General features: G+C 58.8%; 16 protein-coding genes. 10 read left to right on the top strand and 6 right to left on the bottom strand.

The window, feature by feature from the left end:
* Positions 1-213: 213 nt before the first annotated feature.
* Positions 214-1,260 (bottom strand): S66 peptidase family protein, encoded by a 1,047-nt coding sequence (locus JJ889_RS07345; protein WP_291893274.1) that lies wholly within the window; start codon positions 1,258-1,260, stop codon positions 214-216.
* A gap of 215 nt (positions 1,261-1,475) precedes the next feature.
* Here JJ889_RS07345 and JJ889_RS07340 point away from each other — a divergent pair, with 215 nt between their 5' ends.
* Positions 1,476-3,452, top strand: a complete 1,977-nt coding sequence (locus JJ889_RS07340) for a TonB-dependent receptor (RefSeq protein ID WP_291893273.1) — start codon at positions 1,476-1,478, stop codon at positions 3,450-3,452.
* An 11-nt stretch (positions 3,453-3,463) separates the two neighbouring features.
* Here the strand turns inward: JJ889_RS07340 and JJ889_RS07335 are convergent, their stop codons facing one another.
* Both JJ889_RS07335 and JJ889_RS07330 read right to left on the bottom strand, forming a co-directional pair.
* Positions 3,464-4,105, bottom strand: coding sequence for a response regulator transcription factor (locus tag JJ889_RS07335; protein WP_291893272.1), 642 nt, complete (start codon positions 4,103-4,105; stop codon positions 3,464-3,466).
* Positions 4,102-5,997 carry an ATP-binding protein gene (locus tag JJ889_RS07330; RefSeq protein WP_291893270.1) on the bottom strand — a complete coding sequence of 632 codons (1,896 nt, stop codon included), beginning with the start codon at positions 5,995-5,997 and terminating at the stop codon, positions 4,102-4,104. The genes JJ889_RS07335 and JJ889_RS07330 overlap by 4 nt, the downstream gene beginning before the upstream one ends.
* A gap of 165 nt (positions 5,998-6,162) precedes the next feature.
* Between JJ889_RS07330 and JJ889_RS07325 the strand changes: the two genes are divergently transcribed.
* Both JJ889_RS07325 and JJ889_RS07320 read left to right on the top strand, forming a co-directional pair.
* On the top strand, positions 6,163-6,534 hold the full coding sequence (locus JJ889_RS07325) for a hypothetical protein (RefSeq protein ID WP_291893267.1): 372 nt from the start codon (positions 6,163-6,165) through the stop codon (positions 6,532-6,534).
* A gap of 1 nt (position 6,535) precedes the next feature.
* Positions 6,536-6,889 carry a hypothetical protein gene (locus JJ889_RS07320; RefSeq protein WP_291893264.1) on the top strand — a complete coding sequence of 118 codons (354 nt, stop codon included), beginning with the start codon at positions 6,536-6,538 and terminating at the stop codon, positions 6,887-6,889.
* A gap of 73 nt (positions 6,890-6,962) precedes the next feature.
* Here JJ889_RS07320 and JJ889_RS07315 read toward each other — a convergent pair whose 3' ends face one another.
* The 3 genes from JJ889_RS07315 to prs are packed head-to-tail and all read right to left on the bottom strand — an operon-like array spanning position 6,963 to position 10,056.
* A complete protein-coding gene (locus JJ889_RS07315; RefSeq protein ID WP_291893262.1) occupies positions 6,963-7,700 on the bottom strand; it encodes an NUDIX domain-containing protein in 738 nt (245 codons plus the stop codon).
* A gap of 8 nt (positions 7,701-7,708) precedes the next feature.
* Positions 7,709-9,202, bottom strand: a complete 1,494-nt coding sequence (locus tag JJ889_RS07310; protein WP_366940082.1) for a nicotinate phosphoribosyltransferase — start codon at positions 9,200-9,202, stop codon at positions 7,709-7,711.
* 8 nt (positions 9,203-9,210) lie between these two features.
* On the bottom strand, positions 9,211-10,056 hold the full coding sequence (prs, locus tag JJ889_RS07305) for a ribose-phosphate diphosphokinase (RefSeq protein WP_291893256.1): 846 nt from the start codon (positions 10,054-10,056) through the stop codon (positions 9,211-9,213).
* 289 nt (positions 10,057-10,345) lie between these two features.
* On the opposite strand from prs, the gene JJ889_RS07300 reads away from it, so the two are divergent.
* The 7 genes from JJ889_RS07300 (at position 10,346) to JJ889_RS07270 (ending at position 20,159) form a co-directional block, all read left to right on the top strand.
* Positions 10,346-11,461 (top strand): serine hydrolase, encoded by a 1,116-nt coding sequence (locus JJ889_RS07300; RefSeq protein ID WP_291893253.1) that lies wholly within the window; start codon positions 10,346-10,348, stop codon positions 11,459-11,461.
* A gap of 210 nt (positions 11,462-11,671) precedes the next feature.
* Positions 11,672-12,871 carry a site-specific integrase gene (locus JJ889_RS07295; RefSeq protein WP_291893250.1) on the top strand — a complete coding sequence of 400 codons (1,200 nt, stop codon included), beginning with the start codon at positions 11,672-11,674 and terminating at the stop codon, positions 12,869-12,871.
* The gene (locus JJ889_RS07290; protein WP_291893248.1) at positions 12,868-13,548 is read left to right on the top strand and encodes a hypothetical protein; all 681 of its coding nucleotides are present in this window, start codon (positions 12,868-12,870) and stop codon (positions 13,546-13,548) included. Before JJ889_RS07295 ends, JJ889_RS07290 begins: the two co-directional genes overlap by 4 nt.
* A gap of 120 nt (positions 13,549-13,668) precedes the next feature.
* Complete coding sequence (locus tag JJ889_RS07285; RefSeq protein ID WP_291893245.1) at positions 13,669-13,896, top strand: helix-turn-helix domain-containing protein; 228 nt, start codon at positions 13,669-13,671, stop codon at positions 13,894-13,896.
* 177 nt (positions 13,897-14,073) lie between these two features.
* On the top strand, positions 14,074-14,430 hold the full coding sequence (locus JJ889_RS07280; protein WP_291893242.1) for a DUF736 family protein: 357 nt from the start codon (positions 14,074-14,076) through the stop codon (positions 14,428-14,430).
* Positions 14,431-14,493: 63 nt separating this feature from the next.
* Complete coding sequence (locus JJ889_RS07275; protein ID WP_291893241.1) at positions 14,494-15,636, top strand: hypothetical protein; 1,143 nt, start codon at positions 14,494-14,496, stop codon at positions 15,634-15,636.
* 149 nt (positions 15,637-15,785) lie between these two features.
* Positions 15,786-20,159, top strand: coding sequence for a hypothetical protein (locus tag JJ889_RS07270; RefSeq protein ID WP_291893238.1), 4,374 nt, complete (start codon positions 15,786-15,788; stop codon positions 20,157-20,159).
* The last annotated feature ends 192 nt before the right edge of the window (positions 20,160-20,351 follow it).

Below are 20,351 nucleotides of genomic sequence, written 5' to 3'. Positions count from 1 at the left end.
CCCCCTCTATGGGCCGTTTTGGCCTTATTCGTCCCCTGACGGCGTATTTCCGATGTTTCGATTTTCTTCTTATGTGCATGAAAATATTGAGTTTAATCCATGTCTTGGGGTGCGTTGTGGGGTGCCAGCGCTAGATTGTGGATCTAGAGGTCTCCCGTTCGAACCGGGAAGGCGGTACCATTTTTCTCACAGACCGGGTGTGATCGTGGAGTGTTAGTCCAGCACCTGTTCCACTCCCCCCGTTTCCCCGTCCAGCCACACCCGGGCCCGTGCGCCATTGATCAGCGTCAGATTGGGCGGGCGGTGGCCGATATCCAGATCGAAGAGCACCGGGAAGGGCGCGTCGGCAAGGGCGGTATTCAGCGCATCAAGATCGCTGAAACCGGCATGATCCTTCGCCGGGCCGGCATTGCGGCCCATCAGAAGGCCGGCGATGTCCGTAAACACGCCGCGATGTTTCAATCCCATCAGCGTGCGAGCCAGCTGGGTCGGGGTGAGCTCGACATTCTCCAGATAGAGAAGGCAGGGCAGATCGCCATGCGTTCGGGCAAAGCCCGCCGGGTCGATGCCGTCCTGTCCGAGGAGATGAGCCAGCGTGTCCAGGCATCCGCCCAGAAGGCGCCCCTCGATGCTGATCTTGCCATTGTCACTAGACGCGGCGGTCGGCAGGTATTGCCAGCGTGTGGCATGGGTCGGTTCCAGCGCGGCATGCGGATCCGTCTCGATGGCCGGGAAACCCTTCTGGAAATGGCTGGATGCGTCCTGTGTGAACCGGGCTCCGGCGGGCAGGGCGAGCCAGTCCAGCGTACGTGCGGTCAGCGAGTCTGTCTGGCTGTCCACGAGATCCATCAGATTGGCGCTGTGCACCGTCGCCCAGCCGCACCGCGCCGTCAGTTTGGCCGTGAGCGTGCTGACATCGGAAAAGCCGAACACCCATTTCGGTCGGGCTCTGGCCAGCGCGTCATAGTCCAGCAGCGGCAGCAATTCCATCGCCAGCTCCCCGCCCCAGGGCGGCGCGATGACGGCGATGGTGTCATCCAGCGCAAAACGCATGAACTCGGCCGCACGTTCGCTGACGGGGGCGCTGACATGGCCGACGCTCGCGCGCAGGCAGGCGCCTTCCACGATCTCGAACCCGCGCTGCTTTAGTTGCCGGATCACCAGGTCGAGACGCGCATGGGCGCTCTCGCGAACACCGTCTGAAAAGGCGGTAAGGGCGATGCGCCTGCCGGGGGCGAGGGACGCTGGGTATCTGATCACGGGCGGGCTCCATTGATGCAATATTCTTCCGTGCTCACTCATCGGCGGCAAGCGCGCTTTCAGTCGCTCGATGCAGGCCGTTCCCCGTGCTGTTTGATGGATCCGTGTGCGCAACAGGCCCGGACAACACTTTTCCGCGTTCTCGCATGCAGGCGGCTTGCGTCCGGCGGTGAATGGCCTAAGTCTGCCCCGAACAAGAGGGCAGGAGTAAAAGCGTGATTTCCCTTCTGGCATTGGCCATCCAGGCTGTACCGGCCGAGTCCGGTTCCGAGATCATCTACGTCACCGGCGATCGTGCGGGCGAGGAGCGGACCAGTCTCGCGATCAGCCGCATTGATAGCGATCAGCTGGCACTCACCGGGGCCCAGCATGTGGCCGAGATCATCAATCAGCTGCCGGGCGTCAACCTGCATCGCGGCAATGGCGCGGAACATCTCACCGCGATCCGCTCGCCGGTTCTGACGGGTGGAGCAGGCGCTGGATCTTTCCTCTATCTGGAGGATGGTATCGCCTTGCGGGCAGCGGGATTTGGCAATGTGAACGGGTTGTTCGAGAACCTGAACCAGCTGGCCGGTGGCGTTGAACTTGTTCGCGGTCCGGGACCAGCGCTTTACGGGTCGAACGCGCTGCATGGCCTGGTCAATACGCTGACCCCGCGGACGGGAGAGCGCGGTGAGTTGGAGGCCGAACTTGGCTCGTTCGGCCGCTATCGCGGCCGTCTTGTTTCCGGATGGGGTGAGAATGCCGTGATCGGGCTCGCGGGCCAGCATGAAGATGGCTGGCGCGATGATGCCGGGCTTGATCGGGTTGAAGGTTTCGCTCGGTTTGACGGGCAATGGGGCGAGGTGAGCTGGTCCTGGCGTACGGCGGCGGTGTCGCTCAACCAGGAAACAGCGGGTTTTGTTCGCGGGCCGCTGGCGTATGAGGATCTGGCCCTGGCACGCAGCAATGCCGATCCGGAGGCCTATCGTGATGCCTGGGCGGTTCGTTCGGCGCTCTTCCTGACCGGCGATCTGGACGCTGACTGGTCCTGGAGACTGACGCCGTACCTGCGCGCCAACCGCATGGATTTCCTGATGCATTTCGTGCCTTCTGAAGCGCTGGAAGAGAGCGGGCATGACAGTCTGGGCCTGCAGGCCTCGCTGAGCCGTGATGATGCGGCGGGCGGACGACTGACGCTTGGTCTTGATGTCGAGCGCACGGCGGGGGCGCTGAGCGAGGTGCAGGAACGGCCGACCATTTTCTCTTTCGTCCAGGGCACGCATTATGACTATGAGGTCGATGCCGATGTGCTGGCGCTTTATGCCCAGCGCCGCTGGACGCTGTCTGAGCAGCTTGCCGTGTTTGCCGGCCTGCGCTGGGAGGCGACCCGGTTCGACTATGACAATCAAACCGCCACTGGCGTGACCGGGCGGTTCCAGCGTCTTGCGGACCGCGAGGACAGTTTCGACGTGCTGACACCGAGTATCGGAGCGATCTGGAGCGAGGGTGATCATCAGTTTTCCGCGCGTCTGGCGCGCGGGGCCCGGGCTCCGCAAACAGCCGAGCTCTACCGGCTGCAGGCGGGCCAGGTGATTGACGCGATCGAGCCGGAGACGCTGGACAGTCTGGAAGCGGGATATCGCCGGGATCTGGCCGGTGGCGGATATGTCGATCTCACCGGCTTTCTCATGCAGAAACGCAATGTGTTTTTCCGCGATGCCGACGGCATCAATGTGACTGATGGCAAGACGGCACATCATGGCGTGGAACTGGCGCTTTTCCTGCCGCTGGGCGAGCGCGTCTCTGCGCAACTGGCAGGCAGTTGGGCGCGGCATGAATATGATTTCGACCGGCCTGTGGGCAATGCCAGCGAGGCGATCCGCGCCGGTGACCTGATCGACACTGCGCCGGAATGGATGTGGACCGCCGGGCTGAACTGGCAGGTCAGCGAGCGTGTGGCCACACAGCTGGAATGGCGTCATGTCGGCGAATACGCAATGAACGCCGCCAATACGCATGTTTATGAGGGCCATGACCTGGTCAATCTGCGGGCACAGGCGGATCTGGCCGAGGGCGTCGAGGTGTTTGCGGCCGTGCGAAACCTGTTCGATACGCGTTATGCCGAACGTGCGGATTTCGCCTTTGGGTCAGAGCGCTATTTCCCCGGCGAGGAACGGGCGTTCAGCCTGGGTGTGCGACTGCGCCGTTAGCGCAGTGAAAGTCACGGCGTGGTTGAAAGCCCCATCCGGGCCGCATGCCATGCAGCTTCCGCGCGGGAGGATATGCCCAGCTTGCGATAGATCGACTTGATATGGCTCGCGACCGTGCTCTCTGCCAGTTCCAGGTCCTTCGCAACATCGGCATTTCTCAATCCGCGCCCGATCAGGCCCAGTACCTCTCGCTCACGCGGTGACAGCTCGTCTTCCGGGCTGGCGGCCGGGCCGGTGAAACGGAAATGTTCCATGATGCGCCGCGCAATCGAGGGCGAGAGCGCTGGCGTGCCATCTGCGAGCTGTTTCAGCTGCCGTTCAAACAGATCCTCCGGCGTGTCCTTGAGGAGGTAGCCATCCGCACCTGCGGACAGGGCGGCGACGATGTGGGCGTCATCACCCATCACCGTGGTGACGATGCAGATCGCCTCCGAGCACACCAGTTTCAGATTGCGCAGAACCTCCAGCCCCGACCCGTCCGGCAGGCCGAGATCGATCAGCGCCAGGTCGAAATCCTTACTGTTCACAGCAGCGAGCCCTGCGCGCATGGAGCCGGCCTCGGTGATCTGCGGCTCAGAGAAGGCCCGGCCGGCGATATCGCTCAGCCAGAGCCGGGTTTCCTTGACGTCTTCAACAACAAGAACGCGGGTCATGATGTCTGCTCCGGTGTTTGAAGTGGAAAGCTGCCACGGGTTTCAACGCCGTCTGTGGAGGGCGTAGTCGTCAGTTCGCCGCCCAGGGCGGAAATGCGGTTTTCCAGGTTGTCCAGCCCGTTGCCCGGGGTGATCGTCGCCGGATCAAACCCCTGTCCATTGTCGCGGCAGGTGAACTCGAGGCGGTCGCTCGCAGTGGCGATCGAGATGTCCAGCATGCTCGCAGCGGCGTGTTTGATCGTATTGGACACAATCTCCCGGATCACCGAGCGAAGTGCGTGAGATGCGGCCGGGGCAAGGGCGATATTGTCCGTGCCGGACAGCGTCCAGCCCAGCTCGAGATCCTGAGCTGCACAGCGTTCCGCCGTCTCCGCCCGCAGATCGGACAGCACTTCTTCAAGCGAGAGATCGGAGGCGGAATTGTCATTGATGATGTCGCGCAGGTCAGACAGGGATTCGCGGATCATCATGTCCTTGCGGCCCTGGTCAGAACTGTGCAGGGCGCTGAGCAATTGCGCACCGATATTGTCGTGCATGTCGCGGGCGATGCGCTGGCGCTCGGACGCCACGCCGCGGTCATAAGCCTGGCGGCCCGCCTCCACATGGCTCAGCAATTGCGCCAGGCGGGCAGCGGTGCGCTGGTGAGGCGGACCGAACAGGCCGCGCCCGTTCCAGGGGTAACGCAAGCGAATGGCGGGCAACTGGCTGATCGCGGGTATGTAGAGCTCAACGCCATCAATGCCGGTGACCGCTTCGGTGCCGCTGAAACTGCAGGCCTCCACCTCGATGGGTTTGAACAGGCGTTGCATCAGGCCCTGCCAGAGCCGGGTCCGGCGGACGGTGTCCGGTTCCAGGGCGACATCGACGATGGACTGGAAGACCTGGTCATCGGACAGGTCGGGGCGTGGCAACAGCATGCGGGCAAACACGTCGCGCAAGGGCAGATAGACCAGCGCCACGATGATCAGCGCCGCACCAAAGGCCATGCCCGGACCGATGGGCAGCAGGATGACCAGGGTGATGTCGACCAGCACCAGCAGGGCGCTGCCCACCACATAGAAGAAGACGCGATAGGCCCATTCTCCCAGCTCGAACAGGCGGAAACGGCGCAATCCCGCAGCGATGCCGATATAGATCAGCAGGAAGAATCCGAAGGAATAGACGGCCGGGATCAGTGGCGCACCGTTGAACACGGAGGGCGCTGCCGTGGTGACAATGAAACCGCCCGCGCCAAACAGGATGGCCAGTCCGAGCCACAAGGCGATGGCACGCTGGGTGGGGTCCCGGCGTGAATGCAGCAGCTGGCCGACGACTGCGATGACAATGCAGACCATCTCCACCGACGTGATCAGATGCACACCGAACGCGCGCGGCAGGATTTCCAGAAGGGCGCCGAGAGTGGCCAGGCCGAAAACACCGACATTCAGCGTCATCCAGATCCTCAGCCCCGGCAATCGCGCCGGATAGACAAGGCAGAGCGCGATCATGGCGATGCCAAAGGCGGACGCACCTATGGAGTTGGTCAGGGACAGTGCGAGGGAGACCGTCTCGGGCAGCTCCAGTCGGGTTGAATAGGTAATGGCCGGCGCGAAAGTGAATGCGAGCGTGGCGACACCGCTAAGCGCGAACAGGCGCGTGGCCAGATCGGCCGGTCGCAGGGACCAGACCCAGCCCGCGATCAGGAAGGAGCCGAACCCTGTGCTCATGGGGATCCAGAAAATGGCGGGCAGTGCAAAGGGGGAGCGCCAGCTCTGAGCGCTGTCGAACGGTGCCAGAGCCAGGAAGAAAGCCAGTACAGTCAGGCTCAGCAGGATCGTCATCACACCACCGAGGCGTACGCTCGGAGAGATGGGCGAAGGCGTGTCGCCGATATGCGAGGTCACCGGTGTCATGATTATTCCCTTTACCCCCAAGCTAGCGCGCTAGAGCGCGCTTGAACGTCCCCGGAACAGGGGATGGTTATGGGGGATTAGACTGGCTTAACTTGCCGAAATCCAGAGGAAAACGTGCGGTTGCTTCCCGTGAGGTGCCGCCATCCAGACAGGGAGAGTGCAGACATGAACACACTAGTTAGATCGGCGATTATTGGCGCGCTGGCCTGGTCGATGACCGCCTGTGCGACCCTGACCGGCGGTCCGCTGGTCGAGCCGGGCACACCAACCAGTGTGATCGAGGTCGTCAATCGCTCCAATATCGCCATCACCCAGATCCTCATCTCGCGCTGCAGCGCGATGAGTTATGGCCTCAACCGGCTGCCGGCCGGCGTCGTCGTCCCGCCGGGACGCTCCTATCGTTTTACCGTGTCCTCTGGTTGCTGGGATGTCGGTGCAGGTGGTCCCAATGGCCAGATGTCCGGGACGGGCGAAGCCTATCAGCGCTTCAATGTCGGTGCGGGTCGCGGTGTTCGCTGGACGGTAACAGGAGGCTGACATGGCCCGGAAAACAGATATCTCCCGTCGCTCCTTCCTGGGACAGGTCACCGGCGGTGTTGCCCTGACGGGCGCTGGCGCCCTGGTCACGGGCTGCGCCACGACCGGCCAGCCCCGGACAGGCTATACGGACCGCGATGGCGGGCGCTGGGCGGATCGGGCCGGCCATGGCCGTGGCCCGAATGCGCCGCGTGCGCCCCAGCCAACCCAGCAACAGGGCGGAACGACGGATCTGGACCCGGGTGACGCGCCCGGTCGCGGTCGCGGCGGCAGCCGGGGCAGCTGCACGGACAGCGACACCCAGGCCACCAATTACCGCACAGACCCGGCCGGACGCGGCCAGCGTTGTCGCTAGACCTTCCCCGCGGAAGCCGACCCGGACCGGTTCACCCCAACGGTGCACGCACCGTGAACTGGTCCGGCAGGGGCTAGAGCAGGGCAGGCTTGGTGTGGATGAGGCCGGGGAAGGCGAAGTCTTCCTCGATTTCGCGGGTTAGCCGATAGAGCTGTGCCGGTCGCCGGGCCGAGGGGCGGGTTTGCCCGGTCTCCTCGACGATATCGGCAGCCAGGATGCGGCGGCGGAAGGATTTCTTTTCCAGCCGGGCGCCCAGCAGGATCTCGAATACGCGCTGGGTCTCCACCAGGGTGAATTCAGCGGGTAACAGCCGCAGGGGCAGGGCGGAATAGCGCGCCTTGTAAGCCAGCCTGCGCGCCGCTCGGGTCAGGAGCTCGCGGTGATCGAATGCCAATTCGCGTTCCAGCGCCTCATGCACCTCAACCCATTCGGCTTCCTCGACATTTTCGTTGGCGGGACTGAGCGCCGCGTGATCGATCAGAGCGAAATAGAGCACGGTCAGCGCCCAGCCTCTTGGATCGCGATCTGCTCCTCCAACAGTTACCACCTGTTCCAGATAGGGCGTTTTGACACCGGTCTTTTCCGACAGTTTGCGCAGGGCGGTAGCGTGGGTGTCGGCATCGCGGCTTGTGTCGACAAATCCGCCCGGCAGGGCCCAGCGACCCTTGTCGGGATGATTGCCACGCTTGATGAGCAGGACGTGGAGCGCATCCTCCCGGATGCAGAAGATCGCCATGTCGACCGTCGCCAGCGGGCCGGCAAACGCGGAGGCGTCATAGGCGTCCAGGAATTTGCGCTCTTCGTCCGTCATTTTCCCCCTCAGGCGGCCATCAGCCGGCCGCGAATATCCTGCAGCGTGGTTTCGCGGACCAGCCTACCATCCTCGAACACGGTGGCCAGCGCCCCACCTGCTTCCTGTTCAGCGCTTTGCTGGTCAAGCAGACGGAAACCGTCTTCGGTTTTGTCCACGCGCAACAGGCCCTTGGCAGAGCGTTTGGCGCCGTTGTCGGTGACGGGATCCTTGAAGATCTCCCGCGGCTGACCATCCACCTGTCCCCAGGTCGCCTTCATGGCAAAGCCGAAGCTGTCTCGGGTCAGGTATTGATAGGTATAGCTGCCCACACCGAAGACGATGTTGTTGGAGGCAAAGCCCTTGGCAGCCAGCCCTTCCAGGATGTCACGCGCCCGTTCCAGCGTGATGCTGTCGCCATAGATCAGGCCGACATGTTCATCCAGGCATTTGAAGCCCTTATGGGTCTTGGTACCGCCGAAAATCTCCCACAGGCATTCAACAGCGCCCTTGTGCCGGGGCGTTCCTGCGGGCGCATCCGGGTCACCGCAGATAATCTTCACCGGGTCGCCGCTGTCCGGGCGGAACACGGTTTTCGCGAGACCGTTTGTATCCCTCTGGCGATCACGGATTTCGTCTTTCAGCTCCGCTGCGAATTCGGTGATGACCTGCCAGAAATCCCAGGTGTCAGAAACGATGCTGACCACGCCTGTGGGATAGAGTTCGCAGATCAGGCGGCGAAACGTATTGATCTCGTCCTCCTTGGTACCCATGCACATCACGCTGTGCTCGGTCGCGGGGACAGACACCCCGATCACTCCTTCGGCACCGTAATAGGTTTCGACATAGTCGATCGCGGCGACGGTGTCGGTGCCGATGAAGCTGGTCAGATGACCCGCGCCGGCCTGGGCCGCGTCATAGATGCCGCTCATGCCGCGGCAGCTGAAATCATGGGCCTGGATCGCCGTGAAATCCGCCGGGGCGCCTGTCTTTTCGGCGTAACGACAGATCAGGCGGCGATACTCGTTTGCCAGCGTCGCCGTCGCGCAGCTCTTCCACAATTCGGCGCTCATGCAGGTTTCCAGGTAATTGGTCAGCCAGAAAAAGCGTTTGTCCGTGTTGATAATGGTCAGCATGGGCACACGGGCATTCACCCGGCTGCCTTCCTCCAGCGCCTTGATGCGGATGGGCAGATAGCCCAGATCGTGCAGCGCCTCGATATGGTCGACCGGGATGGCGCCCTCGCCGAGGGCGGCGTCCATGCGGCGGCGATATTGTTCGATGACATCGTGTTTCGGGCGTTCGAAGAAGTTCCGGTTCCACGTGTCGATCAGGAAGTGTTTGACGAAGCCCTGGAGGCCGAAAAACACCACGCTGTCGTCGAAATCATCCAGCACCGGCGCCAGCTTACAGCTGCGCGGAGTGAAGTTGGAATAGACGAATTCCGTGCCTTTTGGATACTGGCGGCGATGGTCGGCCTTGTAAAAGTCGATCGCGTTGAGGGGATTGATATACATCTCGATCTCCAGCGTCAGAATGCGTGGCGATAGCTGATCGTCTTGACCCGGGCATCGTCGGTCCGGGCAAAACTGTCAGTGGTGAAAAACTTGTCGATGAGGCCGTCGAAGGCATCGAGGCCGCGGCTGAAAATCCCGTGTGTCACATACAGGACCACGCGGTCTGCGCCCGCTTCGCGCAAGGCCCTGGCCAGCTCCAGGAAAGTGAAACCGCCATCGCAGATATCGTCGACGATGACGGCCGTCCGGCCGGCGAGTGGCGTGTCGTCGATCTCGGTGCGTTCAATGCGACCGGTGATGGGATTGCGGACCTTGCTGGCAAAGGCGATTTCGGTCTCTCCCAGCGCCTCGGCGATCTTGCGCGTGCGCTCGATCGCACCCTTGTCCGGGCAGACCAGGACACTTGTTTTCGCCTGGATCAGGGTGGTCAGCTCATCGTCCCGACGGATCAGAATCTCGGGCGAGATATTGCGGGCACCGGTTAGCTCGATGCCTACGGGGCTGTGGCAGTCCCAGGTGATGATCTCGCCGAGATTGGGCAGGGCCTTGAGCAGGTTGGCAAACAGCTCGAGCGAAAAAGCCTGTCCCGGAGCGCAGACCCGGTCCTGCCGCGCATAGGGCAGGTAGGGCAGTTCCAGATCGAAACGCGCTTTCGGAACCAGCCGTGTGATTGCGTCCAGCGTCAGCATCAGATCAAGGATTTCATCACTCGTGGTGAGACGGGCGCGGACGGTGAGCTGCGGGGCGGGGGCAAGCGCCTTGAAGGCCTCCACATCCAGCTGCACATGACGTTCACCCCCCGCAAATCCAAGCGTCTCGGCGTGCAGTTCTGCAGTGTTGTGTCGGATCTCGATCGGCATGGCGACCTCCCTGTCGAGACAATAAGTGACATAAGGCCACCCAGTAGACAAGTGGCAAAATGACATTTAATTAGAATATCTCATAGGTGATTGTTTTTATGTGGCTATTTCGGGCGGGAGGTGAGGGTCGTGGGCGCGGGTCTGCGCCATCATGGCCAGAGCGTAACCCTGCTGTTGGCTTCCCGACATCTGTCGTCAGGCGAAATCCCCATGGCTGTTTCGCGCGAAAGGAATGTCGCGCGCAAACAAAAGGGGCCCGAGCAAAGGGGCCCGAGCAAAGGGGATAGACATGCTTGAACACATGCGATGCGGCCTGCTGGCCACACTGGCCGGTATTGCCATCAGCGCGCCCGCCTGGTCACAGGATGAGGTGGTTTTCGAAACGCTTGAAACGCGCATTGACCAATGGATGCAGGAGGCTGACGTGCCCGGCCTCTCGATCGCTGTCATGCACGGGCAGGACATGGCGTGGTCACGCACTTTCGGTGTCGCGTCGCTGGAGAGCCAGGCGCCGGTCGAGCGCGACACGGTGTTCGAGGCCGCGTCCATCGGCAAGGTCGTGCTGGGACTGATCACGCTGCGGCTTGCGGACCAGGGCGTTCTGGATCTCGACGAGCCCATCGCGGACACATTTGATTATCGCCTGCTCGATCATGACCCGCGTTATCAGATGCTGACGCCGCGCCTGCTGCTCACCCACAGGGGCGGATTGCCCAATTGGGGTGGCTGGGCGCTCAATCCGGATCGCGATCCGGTCGATTTCATTGCCCGGCCGGGCGAGGGGTATGGTTATTCCGGTGAGGGGTATACGGCCCTGCAGGCCTTCATCGAACACCGCACCGGCCAGAGTTTCGAAGCCCTCTTCCATGAGCTGGCGCTGGAGGCCGGCCTGCGCCATTCCAGCTTCATCAGTCACAATGGCGGGGAAGAACATTACGCACGCGCCGTCGGTCCGGACGGGACCGAGCGCGACATCATCGAATTCCCGCGCGGCATGGCCGCCTTCTCGCTGATCTCGACCGCGGAAGACCTGGCACGCTTCTCCGCCTTCTATTTTTCCGGAGGCGGTCTGAGCGAAAGGATGTTCGAGCAGTCCCTGAGTTCCCATGTCGAGGTATCACCGGAACACTGGGGTTTTTCGATCCCGGACGGAGCCGAGATCAGCTGGACCCTGGCCTGGGCCGCCCAGCAATCCGGCGAGGACCGGATCTATCTCCACGCCGGCAATAACGGCCAGTTCCGCGCCTTCCTGGCCTATTCGCCGGCAACCGACACCAGTGTCGCGGTGATGACAAACGGCTATTCCGGTCTCAGCTTCATCAGCGAGCTGCTGGAACCCCTGGTCGGAAACGCCCGGCCGGCGAGCGTGTGGTGGGGGTATGAAGCGGATGTTGCGGTGGAGTAGTGGTGCCGGCTGAGGGACTCGAACCCCCGACCCTCTGATTACAAATTCATTTCGGGCCATTTCCCGGGTTGTCTCTCGATGGCTCCACAGCGCCATTTCTTTAATGAATTCAATTATTTTTGTTGACCTGTTAGACTCGCGTTGTCACCTTGCATACCCGCTGAAGCGCTCCCTGCTGCTTCCAATATGCTTCCAAATCGGTGATGGCTCATGGCTAAGATCACGAAACGTTCCGTCGACGCATTGGCTCCCAAGGCGACCGACTACTTTGAATGGGACAGTCTCATTCCCGGCTTCGGCGTGCGCGTCTCGCCGAAAGGACGCAAGACCTACACGGTCCAATATCGTGTTGGTGGTCGCACCAAACGGGTGAGCCTGGGTGTTCACGGCGCAATCACGCCGGACGAGGCCAGGGCTCTGGCACGCCAGACCATGGGAGAGGTTGCCCGAGGGGAAGATCCCGCCGGGCAGATTGAGCGAGATCGACGCGCACCGACAGTTTCGAGTTTGTGCGACCGTTTTCTCGACGAATACGTGGCCTCTCGCTGTAAGGCGACCACAGCCCGTGATTACCGGGCGGTTTGCAAGAATTACATCCGCCCGAAGCTTGGCATGATGCGTGTCCAAGATGTGGTTCGAACCGATATCGCGGACATGCACCACAAACTTCGCGATAAACCATACCAAGCGAACCGTGTCTTGGCGGTGATTTCGAAGATGTTTAGCCAGGCTGAGGTGTGGGGACTTAGGCCTGATGGCTCAAATCCGACCCGACACGTGCGGAAGTATGCTGAGCGCAAACGAGAGCGCTTCCTTTCACATGAAGAGATCAAGACCCTCTGGAATACGCTGGACCACGTGGTTTCACTTGGGGAGGTGACGGAACATGTCGCGGCGGCCTATCGCCTGCTTTTGCTCACCGGTTGCCGTCTTTCCGAGATCCAAACTCTGAAATGGTCATATGTGCGGGGCGAAGTGATTTGGCTGCCGGATGCCAAAACAGGACCGCGCCGTGTGATGCTGGCCGAGTTGGCACGAAAGGTCTTGTCTGATCTTCCGCGTGTTGAAGGAAACCCATATGTCATTGTTGGAGAAGTGGAAGGGCAGCACGCGATAAACCTTCAAAAACCATGGCGACGCATCCGTAAGGAAGCCAAGCTTGAGGATGTGCGCATCCACGACCTTCGGCACACCTACGCATCTTTCGCCGCGATGGCCGGGCACTCACTCCACATGATCGGAAATCTACTCGGTCACACCCAGGCGCAGACCACGGCGCGCTATGCACACCTGGCCGACGCCGTGACGCGCCGCGCTTCGGATGATGTGGGTGCGTTGATTGGTGGGTTTCTAGCAGACGATGGATCGAGTGAAGACGATGCCATCGTCGAATTCCGGAGGGGTTCATGACCGATTTTGTCCAAGGGCCGTTCGTTTCGCCTGGACCGGTCCAAATCCACCGGAGAAAGGCTCAAAGGATCGCTAGGCTATTCGAGATTCCGAATCCGGATGCTTTGCATCGTTCAATGCAAGTATGGGCTGACGTCTATTACGACACGAATAGCAGGGACTTGGTGTCCCCCATGAAGGATCATGCTCGGAATGCCAACAAGGTTTTCCTCTCCTTACGGAAAACCCTGAGCTACTTGCGTGATCCTGATTCACTAGCGGGTCGAAATATCCTTTCTAGGCTCGACCATCTCGCGAGGTTACGAGACGTAAAAGCTCTATCGGATTTGGACGATGTTGATGTAGCCGTGGGCCTGCGCGGTCATGAAGTGTTGGAGTTGTTGGAAGAAGCGGCTGACCAGATCGAGGCTCAGCTTGATTTTTCGCCTCGTCCCAGGATTCCCGAGTGGCCCAAAAATCCCGGTCTGCGGCTCATGCTGGCAAATATTGGGAACTACTGGATCGAACGGTCTGACGCGCCTGGCGCTGAAGCTTTTGCTCCATATTGGAATGAAGGGGCGGGAGCCCCGGGGAACAAAGCAACGCAGTTCACCTGCTTCGTGTGCCGGATTGTCGATCCGATGCTGGACAGGTCGAGTGTCTTTTCTCAAATGAAAAAAATAACAATGAAACAATAGGATCGCTTCGGTTCGTGGGCGGGCAAAAAAAGTCCCCGCCGCGACCCGTGAGCATCGGGTCATCGCCCTTTAGCTTGGTGTCATCTGGCGCAGACGGCGCCGCAGCTAGAGGGGGCCGACATGGCTGTACTCGACGGGAAAGATCCCCGCGCATTGGTCGATGAAAAGTCGGCCGCTGATTTCCTCGCTCTTTCTGAGCGCACCTTGCGCAATTGGCGCACTCGCGGCAGCGGCCCGAAATTCGTGAAGATTTCGGCGCGCTGCATCCGCTATCGCATGAGCGATCTGCTGGACTGGGCCGAACGGCGGACACGCCGATCGACCTCTGATCTCGGCATCCTCCGCTAACCCGTTTTTGCCCTGGCGAAGCTGATCCCGACGCCAGGGATTTTTGGAGAGCAACAGCTCCCGAAAGGGGCCGGAGCGAAGCTCCGGCCTCAACGGGAGAGGTGCGTCTGCTTTCCAAAAACAAAAGGGATCTCTGCGCGAAGCGCGCATTTCATTCTCAAATTTGGGAGACTTCAAATGTCTAAGATAGGCACACTCAAACAAACTGGTCCCGGCGATTTCTGGTCGGACCTTCGCGGAGAAATCCGCACACTATCCTTCAAGGGCGAAATTCGTATCGCCATTATTGTGGGCACACCGATATCCCCGGGCGCACCTACCCACCGTGTGTTCATGCGAGATGCCGAAGGCGATCACATGGAGCTGGGTAGCGCCTGGACAAAGACGCTCAATCGCGGGCCGAACGCTGGCGAGACTTTTCTCTCCGTCACGCTCGACGACCCAAGCTTTTCGCACCCACTCAATTTCGCCGTCTTCAAGGATGGCGAAACCGCAAACGCAACCTGGCGCCGCCGCCAGGAACAAGCCGCTTAACGCCAGACGACCCAGAGAGGGGTCCATGTATCACCCCTCTCTGGGCATACAGGAGATAATCTCATGAATGATCCAATCCTACTTCATGCGGGCTTTGACAATTTCGACCTCGCTTACAACACGCAGATTGGCGCCGACCTTCAAAAGGTCCTGGCTGTTGCCAAAGTGGCGGCGATGGAGGAGAGGAGAGCGCAGCCGGTTACATTTGGCGGCCACACCTTCATGGTCGAGGGGCATGGTGGTCGAGGCGGTTATGCTTACTCGGTCGATACAGGCGAGCTCGGTGCGAATTGGTGGTTCAAGGAGCCGCGCACGGCCCGTGATCCCTGGGGCGTTCGCGCTTCTTCCAGAGCGCTGCCATTGGCGGTTCATGGCATCGAACATGTCAAACAAGCGATGGACCAGTTTCTGACCGACCTGGGCATGACGTTCGAAGAGGTGGACAGGCGCATATCCCGCCTCGACTACGCTTTGGACTTCCTGCTGCCGGGATTCTCAATTGAACCCGAAAACTTTGTGAGCCACGCGCGGCGCACCAAGTCGATCTCAGGCGAGTTCTCGCAAAAACAGAGAGGCACCGTCACGAATGGCATCCTGATCGGCAAAATGCCCAATGCTGAAATCTGCATCTACGACAAGCGGCGCGAGGTGATCGACAAGCGTAGACCTTATTGGTGGGAGATCTGGGAGAAGCGCGCGAGCGAAGCCGGTGTTGCTCTGTCGAAAGACTCAGAAATTTGGAGGTTCGAATTCCGGGCAGGCCGTAAGGCGATTGACGCGCTCCTCAGGCGGCGAACCTGGGAAGCGTTCACGAGAAACCCCGCCCATATCTTTCGGAAGCTCGCCTTCCAGACGCGTTTGGCCGAACCGAGTTCGGACACGAATAGAGCGCGCTGGCCAAACGCTCGTATTTGGGATGTTTGCCAGCGTGAATTGGAGCGAATTTCGCTCGATCACGATAGCGATGTTGACGTGTCGCGGATCATCGCGGAGCTGAAAGCTGCGAATTTGCGGACGCTTGAAGCGCAAACAGTCGGATTGGTGCTCGCGCAAGCGGCGGCTTATGGGCTCAACGAGGGTGATTTGCCGACAGTTCTCAAGCAGGTGGGATTAGACGTCGAAGCGGCGTTGGCTGGAAAAGTTGAGGGAGCGGGCGCGTTCCTGGTTCGGCGGGGCGGTGAGTTTGAAGCTCGGTATGGCTGTTAGGCGTCGAATGAGGGTTTGTCAGGTGTTGGATTTTGCCCCCATTATCAATCACGCTGAACCTTGTTGAAAACGATGGTTTCCCTACCACTCCAGGTGGTGCGCATGTAATCCCCCTGATACCCTTCGTCAGATTGTATCAGGGGGTCTCTGTGAAAAACGGCCAGTACGTTTCTTTGTCACGACGCTTCGTCGATATCCAATTTGCAGACTTTGGTGCTGAACAGGATAGTATCTGGGCTACTCTTTCGAACCGCGAAACCGGAAATTCTTGGGACGAAATTCTCAAGCACGATGTCTCTGTTCTCCTTGGCACTGCAGGCTCGGGCAAAACAACCGAGGTTCGTGAGCAGGTGCGGCGTCTCACAGAGGCGGGACAAGATGCATTCCTGATGCGCTTGGAAGAGCTGCAAGGTGGCACTGTGAGCGACTCGTTCGATTTCGCGTTGGAAAATCAAGCGGAGGATTTCGCGAAGTGGAACCGCTCAAGAAAAGGCGGATTTCTATTTTTTGATGCACTCGATGAAGCGCGGCTACCGTCTTCCCGAAATGAAAGCGCGTTGGAGAAAGCGCTCGACGTAGTCGCGCGAGAGATTGGGCGCCGACAGGGACCGCTACATGTTTTGGTCACTAGTCGCCCGAGCGAATGGCTGGGAGATGGTGACTTAGCGCGTTTGGCTAGTTTCATAAGGAAGACAAGGGGCGCCAAACAGGATCCGACTCAAGGAGAACCGACCCAGAAGATCTATCGCCTCGCGCCGTTGACGGCTCCAGACATTGAAAAACTCGCAACATCTCGCGGTGTGGAACCTTCAGCTTTCATCTCAGCCGTAAACACCCATCTATCAACCGGTCTAATCCAGCAGCCGCTGGACGCGCACATGTTCTTTGATGTCTGGAAAAAGGCCTTAGACGGAGGCCGTGCTCCGGAAGAGATTTTCAAATCGAGACTTCAAGTCATCGATGACTTGGTAGAGTGGCGTTTGTCGGGGCGCTCCGAAAGCAAGGATCAGTTGAACATTGATGTTAACCGTGCACGCAAGGCTGTAGCAAAATTGGCGGCCTTCGCGGTTGTGTCAGGCCAGCAGGATTTTTCGGTCCATCCACTAGCGGCAGCCGAAGCCGCGAATGCAGCGCGCATCCTCTCAACAGATGTGGATGCTTGGACTGCGTCAGAGGTTCGCCAACTGCTCGCTTGCGGGTTGTTTCAGCCGTCGATAGGGGGGCGCATCAGGTTCACGCATCGGGAAATTCGGGACTTTCTGGCAGCAAAGCATTTCGATGAAAGCTTGAGGGCTAGGGCGCATTCGCAAGAAACGATCGCACCGCTAATTGCCGAAGGGTTGGGAGGGCGATCCATCCCTCAATCGACAGAGCGTGTCATGGGCTGGTTGGCTGCTTTGAACGGCTCGGCAAAAGCGGTCGTTGCGGAAATCAGGCCAGCTCTCCTGATCGAAACGGGTGATCCGAAATCACTATCCGTTGGAGACAAGGAGATCATACTACGCAACCAAGCGCGGCTCTACGACTCCCTGCGATATAGAGGCGAGTGGTTCCGCAACGAAGACGTCGAGCGCTTCGCTCACTCTGAGTTGTCGACAGTCGTTGATGAACTCTTGGACAAATCACACTCTCCCGAGTTGACCGACTTCTTGATCAAGGTCGCTGGCTTCGGTCACATGGTTCCGCTTGCGCACAAGCTGGCCGGCTATGTGGAAGATCCGGCAATTAGCAATCATAGCAAAGCGGAGGCGTGTGCCGCCCTTGAAGAGATAGGAGATCGATCTTTTCAAGTTGGTGTACTGTCAAAAGCCCTGTTGGCCACACTTCCCGAACCTGAGGATGCCGATTCTGCGCCGAACTGGAACATGTTCCAGCTGAAGGCATTGAAGTACAGCCTCGACCAAGCAACGATACTCGACAGGATAGCATTTCTCGCGAGAATCCGACGAGAACGTTCAAACTACTCATCTGCGACATCGCAGTATTTGATAGAAATACTTGAAGGCCAGCCCAGGCCACAAAAGCAAATCTGGCTTTCAATACTGCTGCGCTTTGCACTTACTGGCCGATCCGAGAACCAGGACCGAATGCCCATTGTGTCGGCTCGGTATAGAAGGTTTGTGCCTGCCATTATCTATCTAGCATCGGAGTTGTTGATTGATGAGGAAGTGCGTCCTGACGACGAAGATTTGCTGAATGCCGTTGAGCTGGCGATGGTCAAGAACGACCGGATTGACATCTTTGTTCGCGGAGAACCTACTAAGCAACTGGCGAGCCGCCTCCAGGCTAGAGCGGCTGTCAAACACGCTCTTATTCAGCGACGAATAGCTCTTTTTGCGGACGAAGCTCAGCGACACCGTGTCCCATTCAGGGTGATCGACCCCATAAAGTTCGATGATACGGAGAATTGTGGAGACGTTTTTGACGAATTCGATGTGTCTCACTATTGCGAGCACGCATCAATCACTCTCGATCAAAGCGAGCGAGCGTTCCTACTTGATCTGGCAAGACGCATTCTAAACCGACTCCCTAGAGGCGAGCGCGGTAACGCGTCGGATGTGTTCAACCGATGTCTGAAGAAATATGGAGACGTCGAGCAGCGGCGGCAATTCGGTGTTAGCGCTTGGTTTTTACAAGCAAGGTCACGCGTCCAGTACCGATACTTCTATGCCGCAAAAACGTGGCTTCGGCGCAGGAAAGAAGCCGTTCAATCTTGGATGGCTGCCCAAAAAAACCGAAAATTCTTCACGAATAACCGCAAGGGTATCGCTTCCGGGGAGTTCGACAACGGCAATGCGCGTTGGCTTTTCGAGATGGCTCCAAATGATCTTGGGCCTGGAACGGTCCGCGCCATAGGGGAGGCATACGACGCTGAAATTGCACAGCTATTTAGCGACGGCCTGCGGAAATTCTGGACGGTCCATGATACGAGCTACACAGATAGGCAAACATATCTTGGCCACATCGGCTTAGCGGGCGTCAATTTGGATCACGCACTTGGAGAGTTGCCGAATGACGCTGAGTTGGCAAAAAAAGCCTTCCGATACGCATTTCACGAATTGAGCGGCTTTCCAGATTGGGTTGAGGGCTTAGCAAGAAGTTTCCCAAGCCAATTTTGCTCGGAGATAAAGATTGCCCTACTAGCAGACTTTGACACCGAGCGAGGTGAGGATGACCATCATGCGTCGGATTGCGTAAGCAAAATAGCGTACTCTGGTCCAGTAATCAGAAACCTGGTGGCGCCGATGCTTTTACGTATGCTCATGCGTCATACTCCTAGAAACCGTCGCGATAGGGCGCTTTGCCTCGACATCGTCGCTCGCGCTTCGACTGTTGAACGAAATCAGATTTCTAGGTTTTTGGCCTCGGGCTACCGCGCGGCAAGGACTTGTTTCGATTTCCGCGAGGCTTGGGCATGGCTGGATGGGTTGATGCACGCTAACTCCAGCGCAGCAAAAAACGTTCTCGCTGCAACGTTTGGCGAGTTAGATCAAAGATGGCAGAAGGGGCTCTTCTTCGAATACCTGGCACGGGAAGAAAATAGACCGATTTTCCAGAGTGAAACAGGAGATATCCGCAAGGAATTCGAGCGTGATGAAGACTTGCTGGAGTGGTTGATCCGTGCGTCATTCTTGGCATGGCCGCCCGAGTATGATGTCAGACACGAAGATGTTTATTCGCCAGGAAAAGAGGACCACGCCGAGTCTAACCGGCGCAGTTACACCAATCTCTTGGCGGCTTGTCTAACGCCTGATGGCGTCAGTGCCTTCGAAAGATTATCGAATTTAAAGGAACTTTCGAAGCATCGTGATCAGTTTTTGTATCAGATCGAGGTCATGAAGCGAGGGGCCGGAAGAAGGCCTGAGCTCACCCCCGATGAGTGTACCAAATTTTTAAACGAGCACTCCAAGCCGCCCGCAACTACAGCGGAGTTCAGAAAACTGTGCCAAGCGCACTTGGAGACGCTTCTCGAAAAGCTGCACACGTCGGATGACGATGAAAGCGCATTTTTCCGCCGTGGCGAAGCGATGGAAGGCGATTTACGAAATTGGTTGGCTGGGCGCCTCAGAGAAGTAGGAGAGCGCTATTATACGGTCATCAGAGAGCAAGAAGTGGCCGGTGAAAAGCGGCCTGACCTGCGGCTGCATTCGAGGGAAGCTGGGTTAGGGAATGTTTCAATAGAAATCAAGCTTGCGGATATGAAGCATTGGAATGGAGATGAATTGGTCAACACTCCTGATGAGCAGCTCTCAAATCAGTATCTATTCGAGAATTCATCTCATACTGGCATATATGTGCTCGTTAACGCGTCGCGCCCCAGGAAGGTAGTGAGGGACAAAAAAACGAATGAGATAAAAAGAAGTGCTTTCCGCAAGGCGGTCGGCGGCAACCGGGTGAACTTCGAAGGCCTCGTCGCATTAGTTGTAGAAAAGTGTGAGGCGGTAAGCGACGGTCTTGCTGACGGTAAGATGGTGGTCGCTGTAACACGCGACATCTCCGAGAAACCGTCTGAAGTGATTTAGGGCGCAACGTCTAGAAGCATGATGAAGTCACTCGGGCTCAATATCGCTTATCAGTTGCGATATGCCCAAGGTCCTTGCATCCAGGCTGGAACGTTTTCTCGAGCATCTTAAGTTGTTGTGCGCCATAGAAATTTCTGGTGGGGCGGGTTGAACCACCGATGTGAATAGTTCAATTGGCAGAGCTCTTTTTTC

It is taken from the genome of Maricaulis sp., assembly GCF_017643475.1.
Lineage (GTDB): Bacteria > Pseudomonadota > Alphaproteobacteria > Caulobacterales > Maricaulaceae > Maricaulis.
This window is presented reverse-complemented; position numbering and strand designations above follow the sequence as displayed.